Origin of the sequence: Cobetia sp. Ld8 (assembly GCF_045066615.1) — a bacterium.
Taxonomy (GTDB): domain Bacteria; phylum Pseudomonadota; class Gammaproteobacteria; order Pseudomonadales; family Halomonadaceae; genus Cobetia; species Cobetia amphilecti.
Map to the genome: position 1 here is coordinate 57,278 of NZ_JBISHF010000004.1, position 17,353 is coordinate 74,630.

At 64.8% G+C, this 17,353-nt stretch carries 17 protein-coding genes and 1 tRNA gene; 4 read left to right on the forward strand and 14 right to left on the reverse strand.

Features of this window, described 5'->3' with window-relative positions; translation table 11 throughout:
• Window positions 1-7: 7 nt before the first annotated feature.
• From ACJJV2_RS00330 to ACJJV2_RS00365, 8 genes are all read right to left on the reverse strand, one after another.
• Window positions 8-826: a DUF1365 domain-containing protein gene (locus ACJJV2_RS00330; RefSeq protein WP_405277542.1), complete on the reverse strand. Its 819-nt coding sequence runs from the start codon at window positions 824-826 to the stop codon at window positions 8-10.
• The gene (locus ACJJV2_RS00335) at window positions 823-2,169 is read right to left on the reverse strand and encodes an NAD(P)/FAD-dependent oxidoreductase (RefSeq protein WP_405277545.1); all 1,347 of its coding nucleotides are present in this window, start codon (window positions 2,167-2,169) and stop codon (window positions 823-825) included. The genes ACJJV2_RS00330 and ACJJV2_RS00335 overlap by 4 nt, the downstream gene beginning before the upstream one ends.
• A gap of 97 nt (window positions 2,170-2,266) precedes the next feature.
• Complete coding sequence (locus ACJJV2_RS00340; protein WP_405277548.1) at window positions 2,267-3,091, reverse strand: SDR family NAD(P)-dependent oxidoreductase; 825 nt, start codon at window positions 3,089-3,091, stop codon at window positions 2,267-2,269.
• Between the two features lie 144 nt (window positions 3,092-3,235).
• Entirely contained in the window at window positions 3,236-3,736 is a 501-nt protein-coding gene (locus ACJJV2_RS00345) for a nuclear transport factor 2 family protein (RefSeq protein WP_405277551.1), read from the reverse strand.
• 66 nt (window positions 3,737-3,802) lie between these two features.
• The gene (phrB, locus tag ACJJV2_RS00350; protein ID WP_405277554.1) at window positions 3,803-5,299 is read right to left on the reverse strand and encodes a deoxyribodipyrimidine photo-lyase; all 1,497 of its coding nucleotides are present in this window, start codon (window positions 5,297-5,299) and stop codon (window positions 3,803-3,805) included.
• A 49-nt stretch (window positions 5,300-5,348) separates the two neighbouring features.
• Window positions 5,349-6,260 (reverse strand): MerR family transcriptional regulator, encoded by a 912-nt coding sequence (locus ACJJV2_RS00355; protein ID WP_043335996.1) that lies wholly within the window; start codon window positions 6,258-6,260, stop codon window positions 5,349-5,351.
• A gap of 264 nt (window positions 6,261-6,524) precedes the next feature.
• Window positions 6,525-6,911 (reverse strand): sirohydrochlorin chelatase, encoded by a 387-nt coding sequence (locus ACJJV2_RS00360; RefSeq protein WP_043335994.1) that lies wholly within the window; start codon window positions 6,909-6,911, stop codon window positions 6,525-6,527.
• A 39-nt stretch (window positions 6,912-6,950) separates the two neighbouring features.
• Window positions 6,951-8,150 carry an NAD(P)/FAD-dependent oxidoreductase gene (locus ACJJV2_RS00365; RefSeq protein ID WP_405277559.1) on the reverse strand — a complete coding sequence of 400 codons (1,200 nt, stop codon included), beginning with the start codon at window positions 8,148-8,150 and terminating at the stop codon, window positions 6,951-6,953.
• A 163-nt stretch (window positions 8,151-8,313) separates the two neighbouring features.
• Here ACJJV2_RS00365 and ACJJV2_RS00370 point away from each other — a divergent pair, with 163 nt between their 5' ends.
• Window positions 8,314-9,249 (forward strand): TIGR01777 family oxidoreductase, encoded by a 936-nt coding sequence (locus tag ACJJV2_RS00370; RefSeq protein WP_405277562.1) that lies wholly within the window; start codon window positions 8,314-8,316, stop codon window positions 9,247-9,249.
• A 20-nt stretch (window positions 9,250-9,269) separates the two neighbouring features.
• On the opposite strand, the gene ACJJV2_RS00375 is transcribed toward ACJJV2_RS00370, so the two are convergent.
• The 3 genes from ACJJV2_RS00375 to ACJJV2_RS00385 all read right to left on the reverse strand — a co-directional run bounded on the left by ACJJV2_RS00375 (window position 9,270) and on the right by ACJJV2_RS00385 (window position 14,202).
• Window positions 9,270-10,031, reverse strand: a complete 762-nt coding sequence (locus tag ACJJV2_RS00375; protein WP_405277565.1) for an RluA family pseudouridine synthase — start codon at window positions 10,029-10,031, stop codon at window positions 9,270-9,272.
• A gap of 232 nt (window positions 10,032-10,263) precedes the next feature.
• On the reverse strand, window positions 10,264-13,206 hold the full coding sequence (gene rapA / locus ACJJV2_RS00380) for an RNA polymerase-associated protein RapA (protein WP_107335838.1): 2,943 nt from the start codon (window positions 13,204-13,206) through the stop codon (window positions 10,264-10,266).
• A 138-nt stretch (window positions 13,207-13,344) separates the two neighbouring features.
• Complete coding sequence (locus tag ACJJV2_RS00385) at window positions 13,345-14,202, reverse strand: prolipoprotein diacylglyceryl transferase family protein (protein WP_405277569.1); 858 nt, start codon at window positions 14,200-14,202, stop codon at window positions 13,345-13,347.
• A gap of 197 nt (window positions 14,203-14,399) precedes the next feature.
• On the opposite strand from ACJJV2_RS00385, the gene ACJJV2_RS00390 reads away from it, so the two are divergent.
• Window positions 14,400-14,660, forward strand: coding sequence for a hypothetical protein (locus ACJJV2_RS00390; RefSeq protein ID WP_153636672.1), 261 nt, complete (start codon window positions 14,400-14,402; stop codon window positions 14,658-14,660).
• Window positions 14,661-14,695: 35 nt separating this feature from the next.
• On the opposite strand, the gene ACJJV2_RS00395 is transcribed toward ACJJV2_RS00390, so the two are convergent.
• From ACJJV2_RS00395 to ispB, 3 genes are all read right to left on the reverse strand, one after another.
• Window positions 14,696-14,926, reverse strand: coding sequence for a hypothetical protein (locus ACJJV2_RS00395; RefSeq protein ID WP_405277573.1), 231 nt, complete (start codon window positions 14,924-14,926; stop codon window positions 14,696-14,698).
• A gap of 136 nt (window positions 14,927-15,062) precedes the next feature.
• Window positions 15,063-15,139, reverse strand: a tRNA-Pro gene (locus ACJJV2_RS00400).
• A gap of 242 nt (window positions 15,140-15,381) precedes the next feature.
• Window positions 15,382-16,371: an octaprenyl diphosphate synthase gene (ispB, locus tag ACJJV2_RS00405; RefSeq protein WP_131432825.1), complete on the reverse strand. Its 990-nt coding sequence runs from the start codon at window positions 16,369-16,371 to the stop codon at window positions 15,382-15,384.
• A 283-nt stretch (window positions 16,372-16,654) separates the two neighbouring features.
• Between ispB and rplU the strand changes: the two genes are divergently transcribed.
• Window positions 16,655-16,966 (forward strand): 50S ribosomal protein L21, encoded by a 312-nt coding sequence (gene rplU, locus ACJJV2_RS00410; protein ID WP_043335971.1) that lies wholly within the window; start codon window positions 16,655-16,657, stop codon window positions 16,964-16,966.
• 33 nt (window positions 16,967-16,999) lie between these two features.
• Window positions 17,000-17,257, forward strand: a complete 258-nt coding sequence (rpmA, locus tag ACJJV2_RS00415) for a 50S ribosomal protein L27 (protein WP_043335969.1) — start codon at window positions 17,000-17,002, stop codon at window positions 17,255-17,257.
• The last annotated feature ends 96 nt before the right edge of the window (window positions 17,258-17,353 follow it).

Here is a 17,353-nt window from a genome sequence, read left to right on the forward strand (position 1 = left end):
GAGTTCCTCATGATGAAGACGGCGAGCGCGGATGGTCGAAGATCGGCACGCGCTTGAGCGCCAGACGCAGCGCCTCGAAATGAATGCCTGCGACCGTCTTGAGCGTCATCCAGGGGAAACGCAGCAGCAGGCGATGAAAGGCGCGCGGGGTCGCCGGTTCCAGATGCAGGCTCAGGCTGGCATCGAACAGCGAGTGCTGCGCTATTCGCGCCGTATCCCCGGTGAGGGGGTGGTTTTCCATGTGCAGCAACAGCTCATCTGCGCTGGGGTCGTTGAAGCGCCAGTGATAGCGCATGCCCATCGGCATGAAGGGCGAGACATGCATGCGCTTGTCGAACTGCGCCGCCTGCATGCGTCGCTGCGGGTCCGTGCGGGCGGCATACAGCACACGCTCCCCCCAGGGAATATTGGTTACCTCACCGAGCACGGCGCCCAGCTGGCCTGAGGCGTGATAGAGGTAATAGAGGCGGATCGGGTTGAAGCCGATCCCGAAGTGGCGCAACTGGGTCAGCAGAAAGATGCGCCCCTGCGGCAGCGGCGCGTGATCGCCACTGCGGGCAAGTTCGCGCTGGCAGGCGGTGCGCACCCGTTTCTCGAGTGGGCCATCGGCAATGTCGTGGACCGCGGCCGGCAGATGGTCACTGTCGCGAAAGGCCAGTGGCGCGGCGTGACTGGCGCTCACCAGACGCTTGCCGGCCATCAGCGTCGGCAATTCATCCAGTGCCAGCCACGCCATGGCGACGCGATAGCGAAAGGCATGCTGGCGCGGCGCGTGGCGACGGTGGCGCAGCGTGCCATAACCGATGCGGCTGGCGGGCGCCTTCAATCGTCTGCCTCGCGCGCACCCAGTGCCTCGGCGACCCGCAGCGCACTCCATACACCATCCTCGTGAAAGCCATTGCGCCACCAGGCGCCACAGAAATGGGTGTGGCCGACCTTGCCGTTCGGGGTTGCCTGAACACCGGAAATCTCCTCGAAGCGGGCCTTGGCGGCTTCGGCAGCCAGCGTGAAGCGTGGGTGGTCATAGGCATAACGCCCCAGCACCCGAGCGGGATCAATCGCGTCACTGTCATTGAGCGTGATGCAGAAGGTCTCACGAGGCGGGTGCGTACGCTCCTCAAGGCGTTGCAGGATGTTCATGTCGTAGGTGACGCTGGCCCGCTGGGCGTCGTCGCGCCCGTCGAGGCGATAGTTCCAGCTCGCCCAGGCCGCCTTGCGCCTGGGCAGCAGCGAGGTGTCGGTATGCATCACCACGTCATTGCGCTGGGTCGTGATCGCCCCGAGCACTTCGCGCTCCTGCTCGCTGGCATCGCCGAGCAGCGCCAGTGCCTGTGGCGCATGACAGGCCAGCACGACCTGGTCGAAGCGCTCGCGGCGACCATCGGCATGCTCAAGCGTCACGCCGTCGGCATCGCGCAGGATCCGGGTGATCTTGCTGTCGAGCTGAATGCGCTCGGCGTAGCTTTCGGTCAGCGGTGCGATATAGGCGCGCGAGCCACCGACCAGCGTGAACCACTGCGGGCGGTCATTGACCGACAGCAGGCCGTGATGGCGGAAGAAGCGCACGAAGAACAGCAGCGGGAATTGTGTGATATCCGCGATGCTGGCGGACCAGATCGCCGCGCCCATCGGCAGCAGGTAATGCTCACGGAATACCTGCGAGTAGCCATTGGCATCCAGGTAGCTGCCCAGGGTCGCGCCCTCGGCGAGCTTGCCGTTGTCCAGATCGGCGGCAGCCTGCTTGTTGAAGCGCAGGATGTCGCGCAGCAGGCGATAGAAGCGCGGACGCAGCAGGTTGCGTTTCTGGGCGAACAGCGACAGCAGGGTATGGCCGTTGTACTCGAAGTCCTCGGCGGTGGTATGGACAGAGAAGCTCATCTCGGTGGGCTGATAGGCCACGTCGAGGCGTTCCAGCAGGCGCTGGAAATGCGGGTAGGTGCGGTCATTGAAGACGATGAAGCCGGTGTCGATGGCCCAGTCGCTGCCATCGGCGCACTGCACATCCATGGTGGCGGTGTGACCGCCCAGGCGCTCGGCTGACTCGAAGACATGCACTTCATGCTTGCGACTCAGGTAATAGGCCGCTGACATGCCGCTGACGCCGCTGCCGATGACGGCGATGCGCTGGCGGTCCAGAGGTGCTGTCGCGTGTGTCGTTGTTGTATTCATGCCACTCCAGAAGGAAAACGAGTCGAACCATGTCGTCAGCAGCTGGGCTGCGGGAAGGTGCACTGGCAGGCCTGTTTGCCTCACCGGCAATGAATCGTCAGTCGCGGGTCATGCGCAGGCCGATGCTGCGTCGCAAGGGGGCGGGCAGGATGCCCAGCAACTTGACCAGCAGCGTGAAGCGGCGCGGGAAATGGATGTCGAGCCGATGACGCGCGAGCCCCGCCACGATCGCCTCGACCGCCTGATCGACAGTGACCTGCATCGGCATCGGGAAGTCATTGCGCTCGGTCAGCGGTGTCTTGACGAAGCCGGGGTGAATCACGCTGACATCGATGCCCTGGTTGTCGAGGTCCAGCCGCAGCGACTCCAGGAAGTAGCTCACCGCGGCCTTGGAGGCGCCATACGCCTCCGCGCGTGGCAGCGGCAGGTAGGCCGAGGCACTGGAGACTGCCGCCAGCTGCGGTCGCTCACCGCCGTCTGCCGCTGCCATGCGCAGCAGCGGCAAGGCGCTTTCGATCACATCCACGGCGGCCTGGAAATTGGTCGCGAACACGCGGTGGACCAGGTCTGCCTCGAATTCCCGTGCATCCAGATATTCGCAGGTGCCAGCGTTGAGCAGTGCAAGGTCGAGTCCACCAAAACGGGCCTCTATCTGGCTGGCCGCCGCGCGGATGGCCTCACGGTCGGTGAGGTCGAGCGTCACGACCAGCGCTTCCCCGGGGCCTTGCTCGGCATCGGCTGCGATGGCCTCCAGCTTGTCGGCGGAGCGCGCGCTCAGGGCGACTCGGTGGCCATCCGCCAGCAGCCGGCGCGCCAGCCCTTCGCCGATGCCGGAGCTGGCGCCGGTCAGCCAGATGCGTTTGCGAGCCTTTGTGGACGTCGATGCGGTCGTCGATGTGGTGCTCGAACCATGACTGGCCATTTCCCCTCCTTGGCATGTGTGTGTCTGGCGTGCCTGTGCGTGTCTGCGCCTTGCCTGTCTGGCCTGGCGAATCTGGATGGCACTGATTCAGAGAACGCTGGGTTTGTCCGTATGGATGTCACCAGTGGCCAAACCCTCTGCTGCTCAGTCCATGCGACGTTTCAGCAGGCCGATCACGTTGCGCAGTACGGGCACCTGCTCGTAGAGCAGCTCACCGGCATCGAAGAAATCACGGTGCTGGATGACCTTACCGTCTCGGAACTCGATGCGTGAGGCACCCTGCACGCTGATGTCCTTGCCCCCGTTCAGGCGGGGATGGCGATAGGTCATCGTCCAGCTGAGCCAGGCAAGTCCCTGTTCATTGCCTTCATTCGCATTGCCTTCATCCGCAGGGCCGGCGGCTTGCGCAGGCATCGGCCCCAGCGGGTGATGAAAGACGAAGTCGATGGCGGCGACATTCATGTACAACCCTGAGAAATAGGCGTTGAGTGCCGTCAGACCGCGGACTTCATGCAGGGGGTCGCGGAAGACGATATCGTCACTGTAGACTGATTTGAGCAGTTCTGTAGAGGTTTTGTCCAGCTTTTCGTAAAGACGACATACCCGAGTCAGGGCCGGGCTCATCTCGTCGGGTAGCGATTGCATGGCAATGCTCCTGAAGGGGAGGGATACAAGAGCGGCCTGCTGAAGATCAGCAGGCCGCTTGAGGGGTCATTCGCTTTTTGATAGCGCCTTGAAGGTATCCAGCGCCCGCTGGCGGGCGGCCTTGTGATCGACGATCGGTCGTGGATAGCCCGTCTGTTGGCAGTCATCCGCACTGGGCTGGTGGCGCCGCTTGGCCGGCAGCTCGGCCAGTTCCGGCACCATGCTCGCGATGAACTCGCCGTCCTTGTCGAAACGTTGACCCTGGGTGGTCGGATTGAAGATGCGGAAATAGGGCGCGGCATCGGTGCCGGTGGAGGCTGCCCATTGCCAGCCACCATTGTTGGCGCCCAGCTCACCATCGACGAGGTGGGTCATGAAGAAGGCCTCGCCACGTCGCCAGTCGATCAGCAGATGCTTGGTGAGGAACATCGCCGTCACCATGCGCAGGCGATTGTGCATCCAGCCGGTCTGCACCAGCTGACGCATGGCGGCATCGACGATGGGGTAGCCGGTACGGCCCTCGCACCAGGCGGCAAAGCCTGCGTCGTCATCGCGCCACTGCAGGGCTTCGGTATGACGCTGGAAGGGACGGTGGCGATTGACGCGCGGGAAGCCGACCAGGATGTGCTGATAGAACTCACGCCAGATCAGCTCGTTGACCCAGCTGGTCAGGCCGACATCGCCATCGGCGAGGCTGCCGTTCTCTGCCAGCACGGCGGCGTAGCATTGGCGGGCCGAGATCATGCCCAGTGCCAGATAGGGCGAGAGCTCGCTGGTGCCCCGGGTGGCGGGGATATCGCGCTGTTCGTGGTAGCGGCGCGCTCGGAAGGTCAGGAAGCGTTCCATACGCTCCTGCGCGGCCTCTTCGCCGGCCGGCCACAGCTCGGCGTCCAGCGCTGTCGCCGGCTCGCCCTTGAGCGTCTCGGGCAGTGGCGGGATGGCATCGTCGTGGATCTCGCGCCCCTGGGCGTCTCGGGGCGTGGCTTGCACTTCAGGTGCCTCGTTCAGCGCCAGACGGCGGGAATCGACTTCCTTGTGCCAGCGCTTGGAGAAGGGTGTAAAGACGCCGTAGTAATCGCCCTTGCCGGTCAGCAGCTCGCCGGGCGTGAAGGCCAGCATGTCGGTGTAGCGATGCAGGCGGACGTCGCGCTCGGCCAGGCGCTCACGCACGCGCCGGTCGCGCTCACGCTCATTGACGGCATATTCGTCATTGAAGTGCAGGCCCTGGGCTCCCAGTTCGTCGCACAGCGCGGCCAGCGCCTCGGGCACCTCAGCGAAGGTGTCGCAGTCGAGCACCTTGAGCGGGATGTGATAGCCGGCGAGTGCCTGTTGCAGGACATGCAGGCCGCGGCGCAGGAAGTCGAGCTTGTTGGCACCGTGGCCATGCTCGACCCACTGCGCCAGGCAGGGGGCGACGACGGCCACGACCGGGCCACGTGCGGCAGCCTGGGAGAGCGCGGTATTGTCATGTACACGCAGGTCACTGCGCAGCCAGACCAGCTGCAGGGGAGCCCCCGCTGGTGCGTAGGCGGGGGAAGAGGCGGATGGTGAGTCAGATGACATCGGGGCTCCTTGGCGATCGGTGAAACCAATGCCGAGCAGGAGCCTGCGATCAACGTGCCATCAAGGACCTCAGGCGAGCGACCGCCTGAATCGGGTCGGCTCCCAGGCCTTCAATGGGCCCGTCTACCAGCTCCTGCTGGCGAATCTGGGCGGCCGGGCCAGCGATGGCCAGCGGCACGCTCAATTGTTCTGCGACCCGCGGCAGCTGACGGCGCATGACATCCGAGCGCTCGGCCTGGGTGCCGACCAGTACCACGGCCTGTGCCTGCAGGCGCTCTGCGGCCAGCGGCAGCTCCGCCAGCGGCAGTGGGCCATCCAGCAGGCTGACGTGATAGCCGGCGTCGCTGGCGACCAGCGCGAACAGCAGCAGCCAGCTCAGGCCCGGCTCTTCCGGCAGGCGCGTCAGCGTGATGTGCGGGGCGTGACGCTCCTGATTGGCAAACACCAGCCGGGCACCGATGCGCGAACGCAGGAAGCTCTCGAAGAAGCACTGGGCCAGGCGGGTGCCGAAGGTGGCGGTACCGCGCTCCTCGAGCTGCTCGAGCAGCGGACGCCACAGGCGCTCGACCACGCTGCTGACCGGGTACAGCGCCAGACTCTGGTTGTACAGCTCGGCCAGGCGCGCCTCGTCCTGGGCGTCGATGGCGGCCAGTGCCAGCTGCTGCTGGCCACTCCAGCTTCCTTCGTCCGGCATCGGCGTGCTTTCCGGCTGCGGCTGGTCGAGCAGCTCGCGTACCTGGCTGACAGGTACTCCGCGGTTGAGCCACTGCAGGATGTGTTCGATCCGCTCGATGTCCTCGCGGGCATACAGGCGATGCCCCTTGGGCGTCCGGCGGGGCTCGATCAGTCCGTAGCGGCGTTCCCAGGCTCTCAGCGTGACCGAATTGACGCCGGTCAGGCGAGAGACTTCGCGGATCGGAAACAGCGGCGAACTGGCAGTTTCCGTGGCCTTGTCAGTCATGAATGGTGTTACCTCTGGGTGACGAGGCATCCCGGGTGAAGCACAGGTGAGGACGACACACAGGGTAAAGTTGAAGTGTCGTCACTTGGGGCGCTGTGGGATACCGGCAATGCATCTTGTGCACTAGCTGTACATGTGGGCATCAGGATGGCGCAGCCGCCAGAGCCTGACAAGAGGCAAGCTGCGTCGCATCCCCGGTGCGCATGTTTTGAAGGTGCATCACAGCGCCTTTGACGCCGAAGGTCCCGTCATGAAATCGGCCGTCTAGGCGTTGTCCTGTTGCTCCACAATCTGGATCAAGGCCTCGACAAAGGCCGGATGTGCACCCACCGGGTCAAGCAGACTGATGGGGCAGTCGGGGTGCTGGCGCTGCGAGTCTTCCAGCATGGCGGGCACGTCCTCGCGCAGATGACGGCCGGCCGCGAAGAACAGCGGCAGGATGTCGATACGCGCGGCACCGTCTGCCGCCAGGGCATCGATGGTGTCGGTCAGCAGCGGATCGCACAGTTCCATATAGGCCAGACGCGTCGGGCGCTTGAGGCGGGAAGCCAGTGTGGCTTCCAGTGCCTCGAAGGGCTCGCGCCAGCGCGGGTCACGTGACCCATGGGCCAATAGAATCAAGGCGTTGTCGTGATCAGTGGACGTAGTCATGCAGCTATCCTGTGGGCGATGAGGGGTCGAGGCAGCGTATCAGCTGTCGGCGAGGGTGTTGAGCAGCTGTTCGGCTACCTCGTGTCCTGACAGCCAGGCGTCTTCGACGCGCGGGCCACGCAGGGCGTCTCCGGCCAGCCATAGCCCGGATCTCCTCTGGCCGCAGACATTGTGGCCATGGACATTGTGGGCATGGGCATTGTGGCCGGTTGCCGCTGAGGTCTGCAGCAGTGTCTGGGTCGGGTGAGCGTAGCGCCAGCGATGCGCCGTGAGGGTGACCTTGCCCTGGCTCCAGCCCGGCGCCAGCTCGCGGATCTCCGGCAGTGCCTCGAAGGCCTGCCACAGCAAGGTCGCGACTTCCTGTGGCGACTTCTCCAGATTCGCTCGGCTCCAGCCGGCGGTCGCCAGCAGGCTCAGGGTTTCTTTGCTCAGGGTCTCCTTGGCATGTGACGGTGTCTGGCGGCCGGGGCGCGAATGCTGGCGCATCACGCAGCGCAGCGGGCCATCATCACCGCGACTGACCAGCAACCCTTGCCAGTCGGCGTCGCCCCCCAGTGCGGGTAGCGGCGTCTCCAGAGTGGCCATCAGTGTCCAGGTCGGCGCCATCTCCACCTGCGCCAGCGCCTCACTCAGGGCCGGGGCCAGCGAGTCCTCGCAGAGCGCCGCCCCCTGGGCGTCGGTACCGGCCGTGCTCAGCAGGGCGCGTGCCTGCGGCGCCGGTGCGCTGATCGCCACGTGATCGAAGGGGCCGTGGTGATCTCCGTGACTGTCCTCGAGCCGCCAGCGCTTGCCTGATGCTGTGCCTTCGTCCGCGATCAGGCGCGTGATGCGCGTTTCGCTGTGCAGACTGGCGTGGGCCGGCAGCTGTTCACTGAGGTGGCGGCTCAGGGCGCTCATGCGCGGACTGGCCACGTAGCGGGTGGAATCATCGCGCAGCCGCTGCCATTGGCTCTCGTCAGATGGCGACTTGCCGAGGCTCAACAGTCTCTCACCCCAAGTTGCGACGACGCCTGCGGTCCGCCACTGCTCGAGCGCGGACTGGAAGCGTGGGTCACGCGCCGTGAAGTATTGCGCGCCGATGTCGATGGGGCCTTCGCTCGTGCGGCGACTGGCCAGGCGTCCGCCGGGGCCGCGTGCCTTCTCGAATATCGTCACCGCATGGCCCTGTGCGGCCAGTCGGGTAGCGGCTGACAATCCGGCGATACCGGCACCGATGATGGCGATGGACGATACTGGCATCTGGAGGCGACTCCTGCGCGGACGGTGTTCAGGGGGGACGGGTCGTCATGTGACCCGACAGCAGATACGCTAAAGTTAACTTCTTGCGCATAATTGTACAATGTAAGTATAGATTTATGGCGGAAGTCGGCACACTCGATGCTTCATCGCCGAGGAGGGCAACATGCGAATATTGATAACGGGTGCAACGGGGTTCGTCGGCCAGGCGCTGTGTCAGTCACTGGCCGCTGCGGGTCACTCGCTGGCGGTCGTGTCGCGCCGCCCGGAGCGTGCTGAGCGCCAGTTTGCCGACCTGGGGCTGACGGTGGTCGCGGCGGATTCGTCGCTGGCCTTCAAGGATTGGCAGCCTGAGGGCATCGTCAATCTGGCGGGGGAGTCGATAGCCGGACGGCGTTGGAGTGAGGACCATAAGCGTGAGCTACGGCGTTCGCGGCTGGAGACCACCGAGCATCTGGTGATGCTGTGTCAGCAGCTGGCCGCCGAAGGCCATCCACCGCAGGTGATGGTGTCCGGCTCGGCGATGGGCTATTACGGCGCACAGCCCAAGGCGGGCGAGCCGGACGATGTCGAGATCGACGAGCAGGCGACGCCCCACGACGATTTCAATCATCGCCTGTGTCGCGACTGGGAAGCGGCCGCCATGCCCGTCACCGAATACGGCGTGCGGCTGGCCATCATCCGCACTGGCCTGGTGATGGAGGCCGATGGCGGCACGCTGGCCAAGCTGCTGACGCCCTTCAAGCTCGGGCTCGGAGGACGGCTGGGTGATGGGCGCCATTACATGCCGTGGATTCACCGCCACGACATGATTCGCATCATCGAGCGTCTGCTGGGGGATGACAGTCTCAGCGGTGCCTTCAATGCCAGCGCGCCGCATCCGGTCACCAACATGGGCTTCACCCATGCTCTGGCTCGCGGTCTGGGGCGTCCGGCGATCCTGCCGCTGCCGGCCAAGGCGCTTGAGCTGGGGCTGGGGGAGATGAGTACCCTGCTGCTGGAAGGCGCCCGCATGGTGCCGGCGCGTCTGCTGGCTGCCGGTTTCACCTTCGACTACCCGACCCTCGACGTGGCCTTCGCCGATATCCTGTCACGCAAGTGAGCCTTGGCAGCAAGGCGCCGCTAGAAGGGCAGCGGCGCTTCCAGCACCAGTGGCGGCGCATCGCTGTCGCTGGCTGGCGGAATCACCAGGCGCGCCGCATGCAGCAACAGGCGCGGGCTGGCATTGAGTGCCGCTCCGCGCGCATAGAAGCCATCGCCGATGATCGGATGGCCGAGCGCCAGCATATGCAGGCGTAGCTGGTGTGAGCGCCCGGTATGCGGCGTCAGCGATACACGACTGGCGGCGAGGGTCTGGGGCGTACCATCCGGGCGCCGGCCCTCGAGCGTCAGATGCTGCTCGACCCGATAATGCGTCAGTGCCGACTTGCCATGCGTGAAGTCGACGATCTGACGCGGGCGGCGTGGCCAGTCACAGCGCAGCGGCAGGGCGATGCTGCCCTCGGCGGGCGTGAGATGACCTGCCACCACGGCCAGGTAGCGTTTCTCGATGGTGCGCGACTGGAAGAGCCGCGACAGCCGCCGCTGGCCCTCGACATTGCGCGCCACCAGCAGCACCCCGGAGGTCGCCACATCCAGACGGTGCACGGCGCGGGTATCGTCGCTCAGCTGGCACAGGCGCGAATGGACACTGTCGAAGCGCGAGGGATCACGCCCCGGCACCGAGGGCAGCTCAGCCGGCTTGTCGATGGCCCACCAGTCATCGCCTGCGGCCAGCAGCGACAGCCCCACCTTCGCGACACGCTCGCCTTCCTCGGCCAGGCGCTCTCCCTGCCAGCTCTGCCCTGACGCTGCCTCGTCGCTCTCTGGATATGATCTCGCCATGAGGGTGCTCTGTAGTAATGAAACGATAGGATGAAACGATAGGGGTGAAGCGGAAGTGATGAAGCGTACGTGATGGGCCGCGAATCGTGACACGCAAGCGATGGCATCGTCGCGGCCGCTGGTCGATCTGGCAAGTCCAGCGGGGCATTGTCGCTGGCGCACACGGCAAAACGCCCCACCTGCCGATGGCAGGTGGGGCGTTTCAGGTGCATCACTGACGCCTGGGGTCAGCTCAACGCTCGTGGGCATCCACGGTGACGATGACGCGCACGCTGTCCAGACGCAGACGGGTGGTCTCGATGGCGCCATCCAGCGCGGCACGCTCCTGACGCAGCGCTTCGAGCTCTTCCTCGCGCACGGCCGGGTTGTGGCTGGCCAGGGCTTCCAGGCGCGCCAGTTCGGCACTGAGCTGCTCGCGCATCTGCTGCTGGGCCTGCTCGACGATGGTCGGCAGTTCGCGCTCGGCTTCCTGCTCGGCATCGCTCATCAGCTTGCGCAGCGTGGCGTGGCTCTGCTTGATCAGGTCGCGCGCGACCGCCTTCTTGACCGGCTTGAGGTTCTTGGCCAGACCGCCGAAGGACACCTTGTCGGACAGGTTGCTGCCGGTTTCATCCAGCAGCACACGGATGGCGGTCGGCGGCAGGAAGCGGCCCAGACGCAGGCCGCGCGGCGCGGTGGACTGGGTGCGGAACACCACTTCCGTCATCAGGCGGCCACCGGGAATCGCCGGGTGCTTGAGCAGCGCCAGCGCGGTGTTGCCCATCGAGCCGTCCAGGATGCGGACCAGCATCTCGCGTACCAGCGGGTGCTCCCACGACAGGTGCTGCACGTCTTCGCGTGACAGCGCGGTGGCGCGGTCACTGGTGACGCTGAAGCCTTCCTCACCCTTCACCAGCCCCGGCAGGCCGTCGAGCATGTGCGGGCCCGGCGCCAGATAGGTGATGCCGTCGCCGAGGTCCCGGCTCTCGATGCCGAAGATGTCGAAGGCGCGCTCCAGATAGCCGGGCAGTGCCTTGTCGTTGTCCAGCGTCTCGATGGCGGCGATGACTTCCTCGGCGCGCTCGTGACGGCAGGCATTGAGTTCCAGCAGGCGGTTGCGGCCGGACTGACGCTCTTCCTGCAGGGCGTCGAAGCGCTCGCGGGTCTGCTCGATGATGCTGTCGATCTCTTCGCTGTCGAGCAGGGCTTCTTCCAGCTCGTCGCCGAACTGGGCGTAGAGCTCGCTGCCGATGCCGTGCGGCGCGCTGAAGGCGTCCATGCCGTCACGGTACCAGCGCAGCAGCTGGGCACCCGGCGAGCCTTCGAAGACCGGCACGTGGATCTCGATCGGGAACTGCTGACCGATGCGGTCCAGGCGCCCGATGCGCTGTTCGAGCTGGTCCGGGTGTACCGGCAGGTCGAACATCACCAGGTGGTGACAGAACTGGAAGTTGCGACCTTCCGAGCCGATTTCCGAGCACACCAGCAGCTGCACGCCTTCCTCTTCGGAGGCGAAGGCCGCGGCGGCGCGGTCGCGCTCGACCAGGCTCATGCCCTCATGGAAGACCGGTGCATGCACACCGCCCAGTACGCGCAGGCCTTCGGACAGCTCACGCGCGGTATCGGCGGTATGGCAGATCACCAGCGCCTTCTCGTTGCCGAGGTCGGTCAGGGTTTCCAGCAGCCACATGACGCGCGGGTCGATCTGCCACCAGGGTTCCGCGTTCATGCGGTCATCGGGCAGGGCGCGATACATCTCGTCGAGGAACAGCACCACCTCGGGGTGGTTCATGCCGGTCTCGATCAGCAGATCATCGAGATAGTCCTCGTCACGCTCCAGCTTGCGCACCACGCGACGGTAGGAGGAGGGCAGCTCCAGCTCGTGGACGTGCAGGCGACGCTCGGGGAAGCCGGCGACATGGGTGCGTGAGTTGCGGAACATCACGCGGCCGGTGCCGTGGCGGTCGAGCAGCTGGTCGCGCAGCTGGCGACGCGCGCTGTCGCGCTGGGCATCGTCGGCATCGCTGTCCATCAGGGTGTCGAGCAGGGCGCGGCTGTCGCTGTCATCCAGCACGCTGGCGAGGCTGTCGAGACCGGATTGATCGGCGGGCAGCGCTTCCAGGGCGTCGATGGCGCTGGCGACGGCCACATAGCCCTGTTCCTCGGCCTTGAAGCGCTCGATGTCGTGATAGCGCTCCGGGTCGAGCAGGCGCAGGCGCGCGAAATGGCTCTCGAGTCCCATCTGCTCCGGTGTGGCGGTCAGCAGCAGCACACCGGCGGTCTGGCGAGCGAGGGATTCGACACAGGCGTAGCCCGGGCCGACCTTGTCTTCGCTCCAGTCGAGGTGATGGGCCTCATCGACGATCAGCATGTCCCAATCGCAGGCAGCAGCCTGGACCTGACGCGACGGGTTGGCGAACAGCCAGTCCTGGCTGGCCAGAATGATCTGGTTGCCTTCGAAGGGATTGCGCGTGCCGTAGGCCTTGCACTGCTCCTCGTCGAGCAGTGAGACATCCAGCGCGAAGCGGCGCAGCATCTCGACCAGCCACTGGTGGGTCAGGCTCGCCGGTACCAGGATCAGCGCTCGGCTGGCGCGGCCGCTGAGCAGCAGGCGGTGCAGGATCAGGCCGGCTTCGATGGTCTTGCCGAGGCCGACTTCATCGGCCAGCAGTACGCGCGGTGCGTGACGTCGCGAGACTTCATCGGCGATGTAGAGCTGGTGCGGCACCAGATCGACCTTGGGGCCGGACAGACCCAGCGCCGGGCTCTGCTCGACACGATGGAAGTGGCGCAGGGTGCGGTAGCGCAGGTCGAACCAGTCATTGCGGTCGACCTGGCCGGTCAGCAGGCGGTCACGCGCCTGATTGAACTGCATCTTGTCGTTCAGGCGGGCTTCGGGAAGCTCGATGAGCTCGCCGGCATGTTCGCCGCTGCGCTCACAGATGTAGACGATCTGGCCGCGCACTTCCTTGAAGTCATCGACGATCAGCCATTCGCCATCGTCGGACTGGATGCGGTCGCCATTGCCGAAGGCCACCCGGGTAAGGGGCGCTTCGCGCAGACTGTAGGTGCGGGTTTCTTCGCTGGCGGCAAAGAGCACGGTGACGGTGCGGAAGTCGACATTGAGGATGGTGCCAAGGCCGAGATCAGCCTCGCCGTCACTGATCCAGCGCTGACCGGGAATGAAGTCGCTCATGAAGCCTCGGGGTAGGACAAAGACGGGAATCGGGAATACAGGGGCGCGGTATCTTACCGGATCAGACGCCGTGGCTTAAGCGCCTTTTCTTGTGGCGAGCGTCTTTGTCGCACCGAGCGAGGCCAGCGGCGTGTCGCACTATGGCTGTGACGCCGGTAGCAGGGCGTCCAGCTGGGCGCGGCTCAGCTCGCCGATATGACGCTCGATCAGCTGTCCGTCGCCATCGAAGACGAGGGTCGCGGGCAGTCCCTGCGCCTCGGCCAGCGCCATCAGTTGCATGGCGGGGTCGAGCAGCGCGTACTCGAGCGTCAGCTGTTCGCTTTTCAGAAAGCGGGTCACCGCCAGTGCCTGCTCGCCCTGATTGGCGAGTACCACGGTGACGCCGGGTGTCTGATCGGCCTCAGCCAGCAGTGGCATCTCGCGCCGGCAGGGCGGGCACCAGGTGGCCCACAGATTGACGATCACGCGCTCGTCCCGGATGTCATTCAGCGCGACGGGGCGGCGATCCAGATGATTGAGGGTGATGGCAGGCATCGCCTCGATGGCGGAGTCATTGCCCAGCGGGTCGAGTTGCTTGAGGCCGAGGAAGGCGGTCAGGCCCAGGGTCAGACTACCCAGCGCGATGACCTGGCGAATCGCGCCATGCCGGCGCAGCAGCCACAGGCTGGCCAGGGTCGCGGCCAGCATGCCGCCGAGCAGGTGGTAGCCCGGTTGCCACAGCTTGAGGATATCCAGCGGTGCCTGCTGATAACTTGCCCAGTGCAGCGCGACATGAGTGAGGCGCGCACCGATCACCCAGCTGACCAGCATGCGATTGAACCAGCGCGAGGGGCTCAGCGGCGGTGAATCGTGAGCGGGCGCGGTCGTGCCCCTGGCGTGCATGCGTGCCAGCAGACGAATCAGCAGCGAGAACTCGATCAGCATCACCAGGGCTGCCACGAAGGCATAGAGGCGTTCGACGGAAATCAGGGCAGGGCCCAGGGCGATGGCGTCCATGCGGTTATCCTCTGGCGGTGTCCGGGGAGGCGTTCAGGGCAGCAATGCCTGTCGGCCTGTATGTGGCAGGCGCTTGGCAAACGCTCGGCAGTCGCTGCAGTCGCGAGGCTCGAGTATGCGATAATCGACGGACTTCGACATCCACGCCTCGCGCACTGATCAATGCTCTGCCGCGAGGACGCTGCAAGGATATCCCCATGCTGTCACATCATTATGACCGTAGCCGTGCGATCGCCGTTGCCAGTCAGGCCACTGGTCTGATCGCCATCGTCGCGCTGGAGACCTGGCTTGGCGATGCCGCCCGCCCTTGGCAGGGCCTGGTATTCGCCCTGATGCTGGCCTTCGGTCTCGGCCTTGCCCTGCGCAGTTACTACCTCAAGCAAAAGGCCCGCCGCGACCGTGAACGTGCTGGTCGCGAGCGGGCCCGCAAGGCGAGTGACAGCTGGATGTCCGACTGACTCGCCGCTCGATATGGTTCAGTGCGCGCTATGAATCAGTAACTCTGCAGGCGGTAGCCGTCGCGCTCCATGCAGTATTTCAGCAGTGTCTGCTTCTCGTTGGCGGAATTGTCGGTCAGGCCAAGCTCGTACTGGCAGCCCGCATAGGTATTGTGGGCTTGTGTGCTGTTGGCGCCGGGCTTTTCCCATTGGGCGCGCGGGGTGGCGCAGGCGGAGAGCAGTGAGGTCAGCAGCAGGGACAGCAAGGCAAGACGCAGTGTGTGCATGGGGCATCCTGAGGGATGTAGCGCGTTGGGGAGCGCGTCGCAGGCGCGAGCAAGCAGAAGGAAGCTTGTGAGGCAGGGAAAACCTTCCAGCATCAAAAAAGCCGCTGATCAGTGATCAGCGGCTTTTTCATATATCTGGTCGGAGTAGCAGGATTCGAACCTACGACCTCTGCCTCCCGAAGGCAGCGCTCTACCAAGCTGAGCTATACTCCGATGCGTCGTGAGCTTGTCTCGACGGAGGTGAATTATACGCAGGCAGCTTTGCTTTGCAAGCCCTTGAGGTCAAAAAGTTTTATCTGAGTCTCAAGGGGCAATTCCGCTGTCGAGAAGCGCACTTCTCTTCACCTCATCCTGCCGGCGCTTCTCGCCACGTTGGCGGCGCTTTTCTGCTGTCTTGATGGACTGACTGACCCACTGGCTGACGACCTGCCAGGCAGGCCATCGCCATGCGGGTATCAGGCCTGGCGGCCGACGCTCAACAGCGCGATGCGCTCGAGGCTGTCGCGGAATTCGCTCTCCGGCAGTGCCTTGAGCTCGCTCAGGGCGTTGTCGGCCATCTCCTGGGCACGGCTGCGGGTATAGTCGAGGCCGCCCGTGAGGCGCACCACTTCCAGTACCTCGTCGAGCTGCTCCAGCCCACCTTTCTCGATGGCGCCGCGCACCAGACTGGCCTGCGCCGGGCTGCCGACCTGCATGGCGCGAATCAACGGCAGGGTCGGCTTGCCTTCGGCCAGGTCATCACCGACGTTCTTGCCCATGGTCTCGGCATCGCCCTGATAGTCGAGCAGATCATCGATCAGCTGGAAGGCGAGGCCCAGGTAGCGGCCATAGTTCTGCAGCGCGCTGACCTGTGCCGGGGTGACGGTGTCGTCGGTTTCCCTGGCCAGAATCGCGCCGGCATGTGCGGCCGCCTCGAACAGCATGGCGGTCTTGCCGTGGATGGTCTCGAAGTAGGCGGCTTCATCAATGTCGGCATTGCCGATATTGGTCAGCTGCAGGACTTCGCCCTCGGCGATGGTGCAGGTGGCGGCGGAGAGAATCGCCATCACGTCCATCGAGCCGACTTCGACCATCATCTGGAAGGAGCGCGAATAGAGGAAGTCACCGACCAGCACCGAAGGCGCATTGCCCCAGGTGTCATTGGCGGTGGAGCGGCCACGCCGCAGGCTGGATTCATCCACGACATCATCGTGCAGCAGGGTCGAGGTGTGCATGAATTCGATCAGCGCGGCCAGATGAACGTGTTTCTCGCCTTGATAGCCCAGCGCGCGGGCCGCCAGCAGCACCAGCACCGGGCGCAGGCGTTTGCCACCACTCTGGATGATGTACTGACCGATGGTCTGGACCAGCGGCACGCGCGACTCGAGCTGCGCGAGGATGGTGCGGTCGACGGCGGCGAAGTCATCTGCCACTGCCGCGTGAAGGGTCGATGCGTCGGCTTGCATGAGATCGTCGTGCCCGTAGCGAGAGGTGAGGCCGCCGTGGCGTGCCGTTTGGCGGTAATGCTATGGGGCACCCCTATGGCCGTCAAGGCGTGCACCCGCGCAAGGATGCTGGCTGGCGGCCGATTGGTCGCGTAAACCTTGACATTGCTTGTCGGTCGCGGCACGTGGCGCTATAATACGCGGCCGTGACTCATCCCGCTCCCTGTCAGATGGCTCCAGAAGGGGCGCCACTCGCAGCAGGCCACCCAAGAGCACACCCTTGATGAGTCCGATGGAGAGAATCATGTACGCAGTTATCAAGAGCGGTGGCAAGCAGTACCGCGTTCAGGAAGGCCAGACCCTGAAGCTCGAGAAGCTTGAAGTCGCGACTGGCGAAGCTATCCAGTTTGACGAAGTCCTGATGGTCGCTGAAGGCGACGACATCAAGGTCGGCGCTCCGCTGGTTGAAGGTGCCAAGGTTTCTGCCGAGGTCGTGTCTCACGGCCGTGGCGACAAGGTCACCATCATCAAGTTCCGTCGCCGGAAGCACTCCATGCGTCGTGCGGGCCACCGTCAGTGGTTCACCGAAGTCAAGATCACTGGTATCTCTGCTTAATTGCAGTGCTACCCACCATAGGAGAATTATCCAATGGCACATAAGAAGGCGGCGGGCTCTACCCGCAACGGTCGCGATTCTGAATCCAAGCGCCTTGGTGTGAAGCTGTTCGGTGGCCAAGCGGCTATCGCCGGCAACATCATCGTGCGTCAGCGCGGCACCCGTTTCCACGCTGGTACTGGCGTCGGCATCGGCAAGGACCACACTCTCTTCGCGCTGGCCGACGGCCACGTGAAGTTCGAGACCAAGGGTCCGAAGAACCGCAAGTTCGTCAGCATCGTTTCTGCCTGAAACGTCTGACAGCTTACGCAGACTGCTCGATGCCCCGGTGTCGCATGGCAGTCTGCAAGGAAGCCCCGCTCAGGCGGGGCTTTTTTGTCGCATGAC

Excerpts from the sequence above, each read along its gene's own strand:
- ACJJV2_RS00335 (WP_405277545.1), bottom strand. The coding sequence starts at position 2,169 with ATGAATACAACAACGACACACGCGACAGCACCTCTGGACCGCCAGCGC.
- ACJJV2_RS00340 (WP_405277548.1), bottom strand. The coding sequence starts at position 3,091 with ATGGCCAGTCATGGTTCGAGCACCACATCGACGACCGCATCGACGTCC.
- ACJJV2_RS00345 (WP_405277551.1), bottom strand. The coding sequence starts at position 3,736 with ATGCAATCGCTACCCGACGAGATGAGCCCGGCCCTGACTCGGGTATGT.
- phrB (WP_405277554.1), bottom strand. The coding sequence starts at position 5,299 with ATGTCATCTGACTCACCATCCGCCTCTTCCCCCGCCTACGCACCAGCG.
- ACJJV2_RS00355 (WP_043335996.1), bottom strand. The coding sequence starts at position 6,260 with ATGACTGACAAGGCCACGGAAACTGCCAGTTCGCCGCTGTTTCCGATC.
- ACJJV2_RS00360 (WP_043335994.1), bottom strand. The coding sequence starts at position 6,911 with ATGACTACGTCCACTGATCACGACAACGCCTTGATTCTATTGGCCCAT.
- ACJJV2_RS00365 (WP_405277559.1), bottom strand. The coding sequence starts at position 8,150 with ATGCCAGTATCGTCCATCGCCATCATCGGTGCCGGTATCGCCGGATTG.
- ACJJV2_RS00370 (WP_405277562.1), top strand. The coding sequence starts at position 8,314 with ATGCGAATATTGATAACGGGTGCAACGGGGTTCGTCGGCCAGGCGCTG.
- ACJJV2_RS00375 (WP_405277565.1), bottom strand. The coding sequence starts at position 10,031 with ATGGCGAGATCATATCCAGAGAGCGACGAGGCAGCGTCAGGGCAGAGC.
- rapA (WP_107335838.1), bottom strand. The coding sequence starts at position 13,206 with ATGAGCGACTTCATTCCCGGTCAGCGCTGGATCAGTGACGGCGAGGCT.
- ACJJV2_RS00385 (WP_405277569.1), bottom strand. The coding sequence starts at position 14,202 with ATGGACGCCATCGCCCTGGGCCCTGCCCTGATTTCCGTCGAACGCCTC.
- ACJJV2_RS00390 (WP_153636672.1), top strand. The coding sequence starts at position 14,400 with ATGCTGTCACATCATTATGACCGTAGCCGTGCGATCGCCGTTGCCAGT.
- ACJJV2_RS00395 (WP_405277573.1), bottom strand. The coding sequence starts at position 14,926 with ATGCACACACTGCGTCTTGCCTTGCTGTCCCTGCTGCTGACCTCACTG.
- ispB (WP_131432825.1), bottom strand. The coding sequence starts at position 16,371 with ATGCAAGCCGACGCATCGACCCTTCACGCGGCAGTGGCAGATGACTTC.
- rplU (WP_043335971.1), top strand. The coding sequence starts at position 16,655 with ATGTACGCAGTTATCAAGAGCGGTGGCAAGCAGTACCGCGTTCAGGAA.
- rpmA (WP_043335969.1), top strand. The coding sequence starts at position 17,000 with ATGGCACATAAGAAGGCGGCGGGCTCTACCCGCAACGGTCGCGATTCT.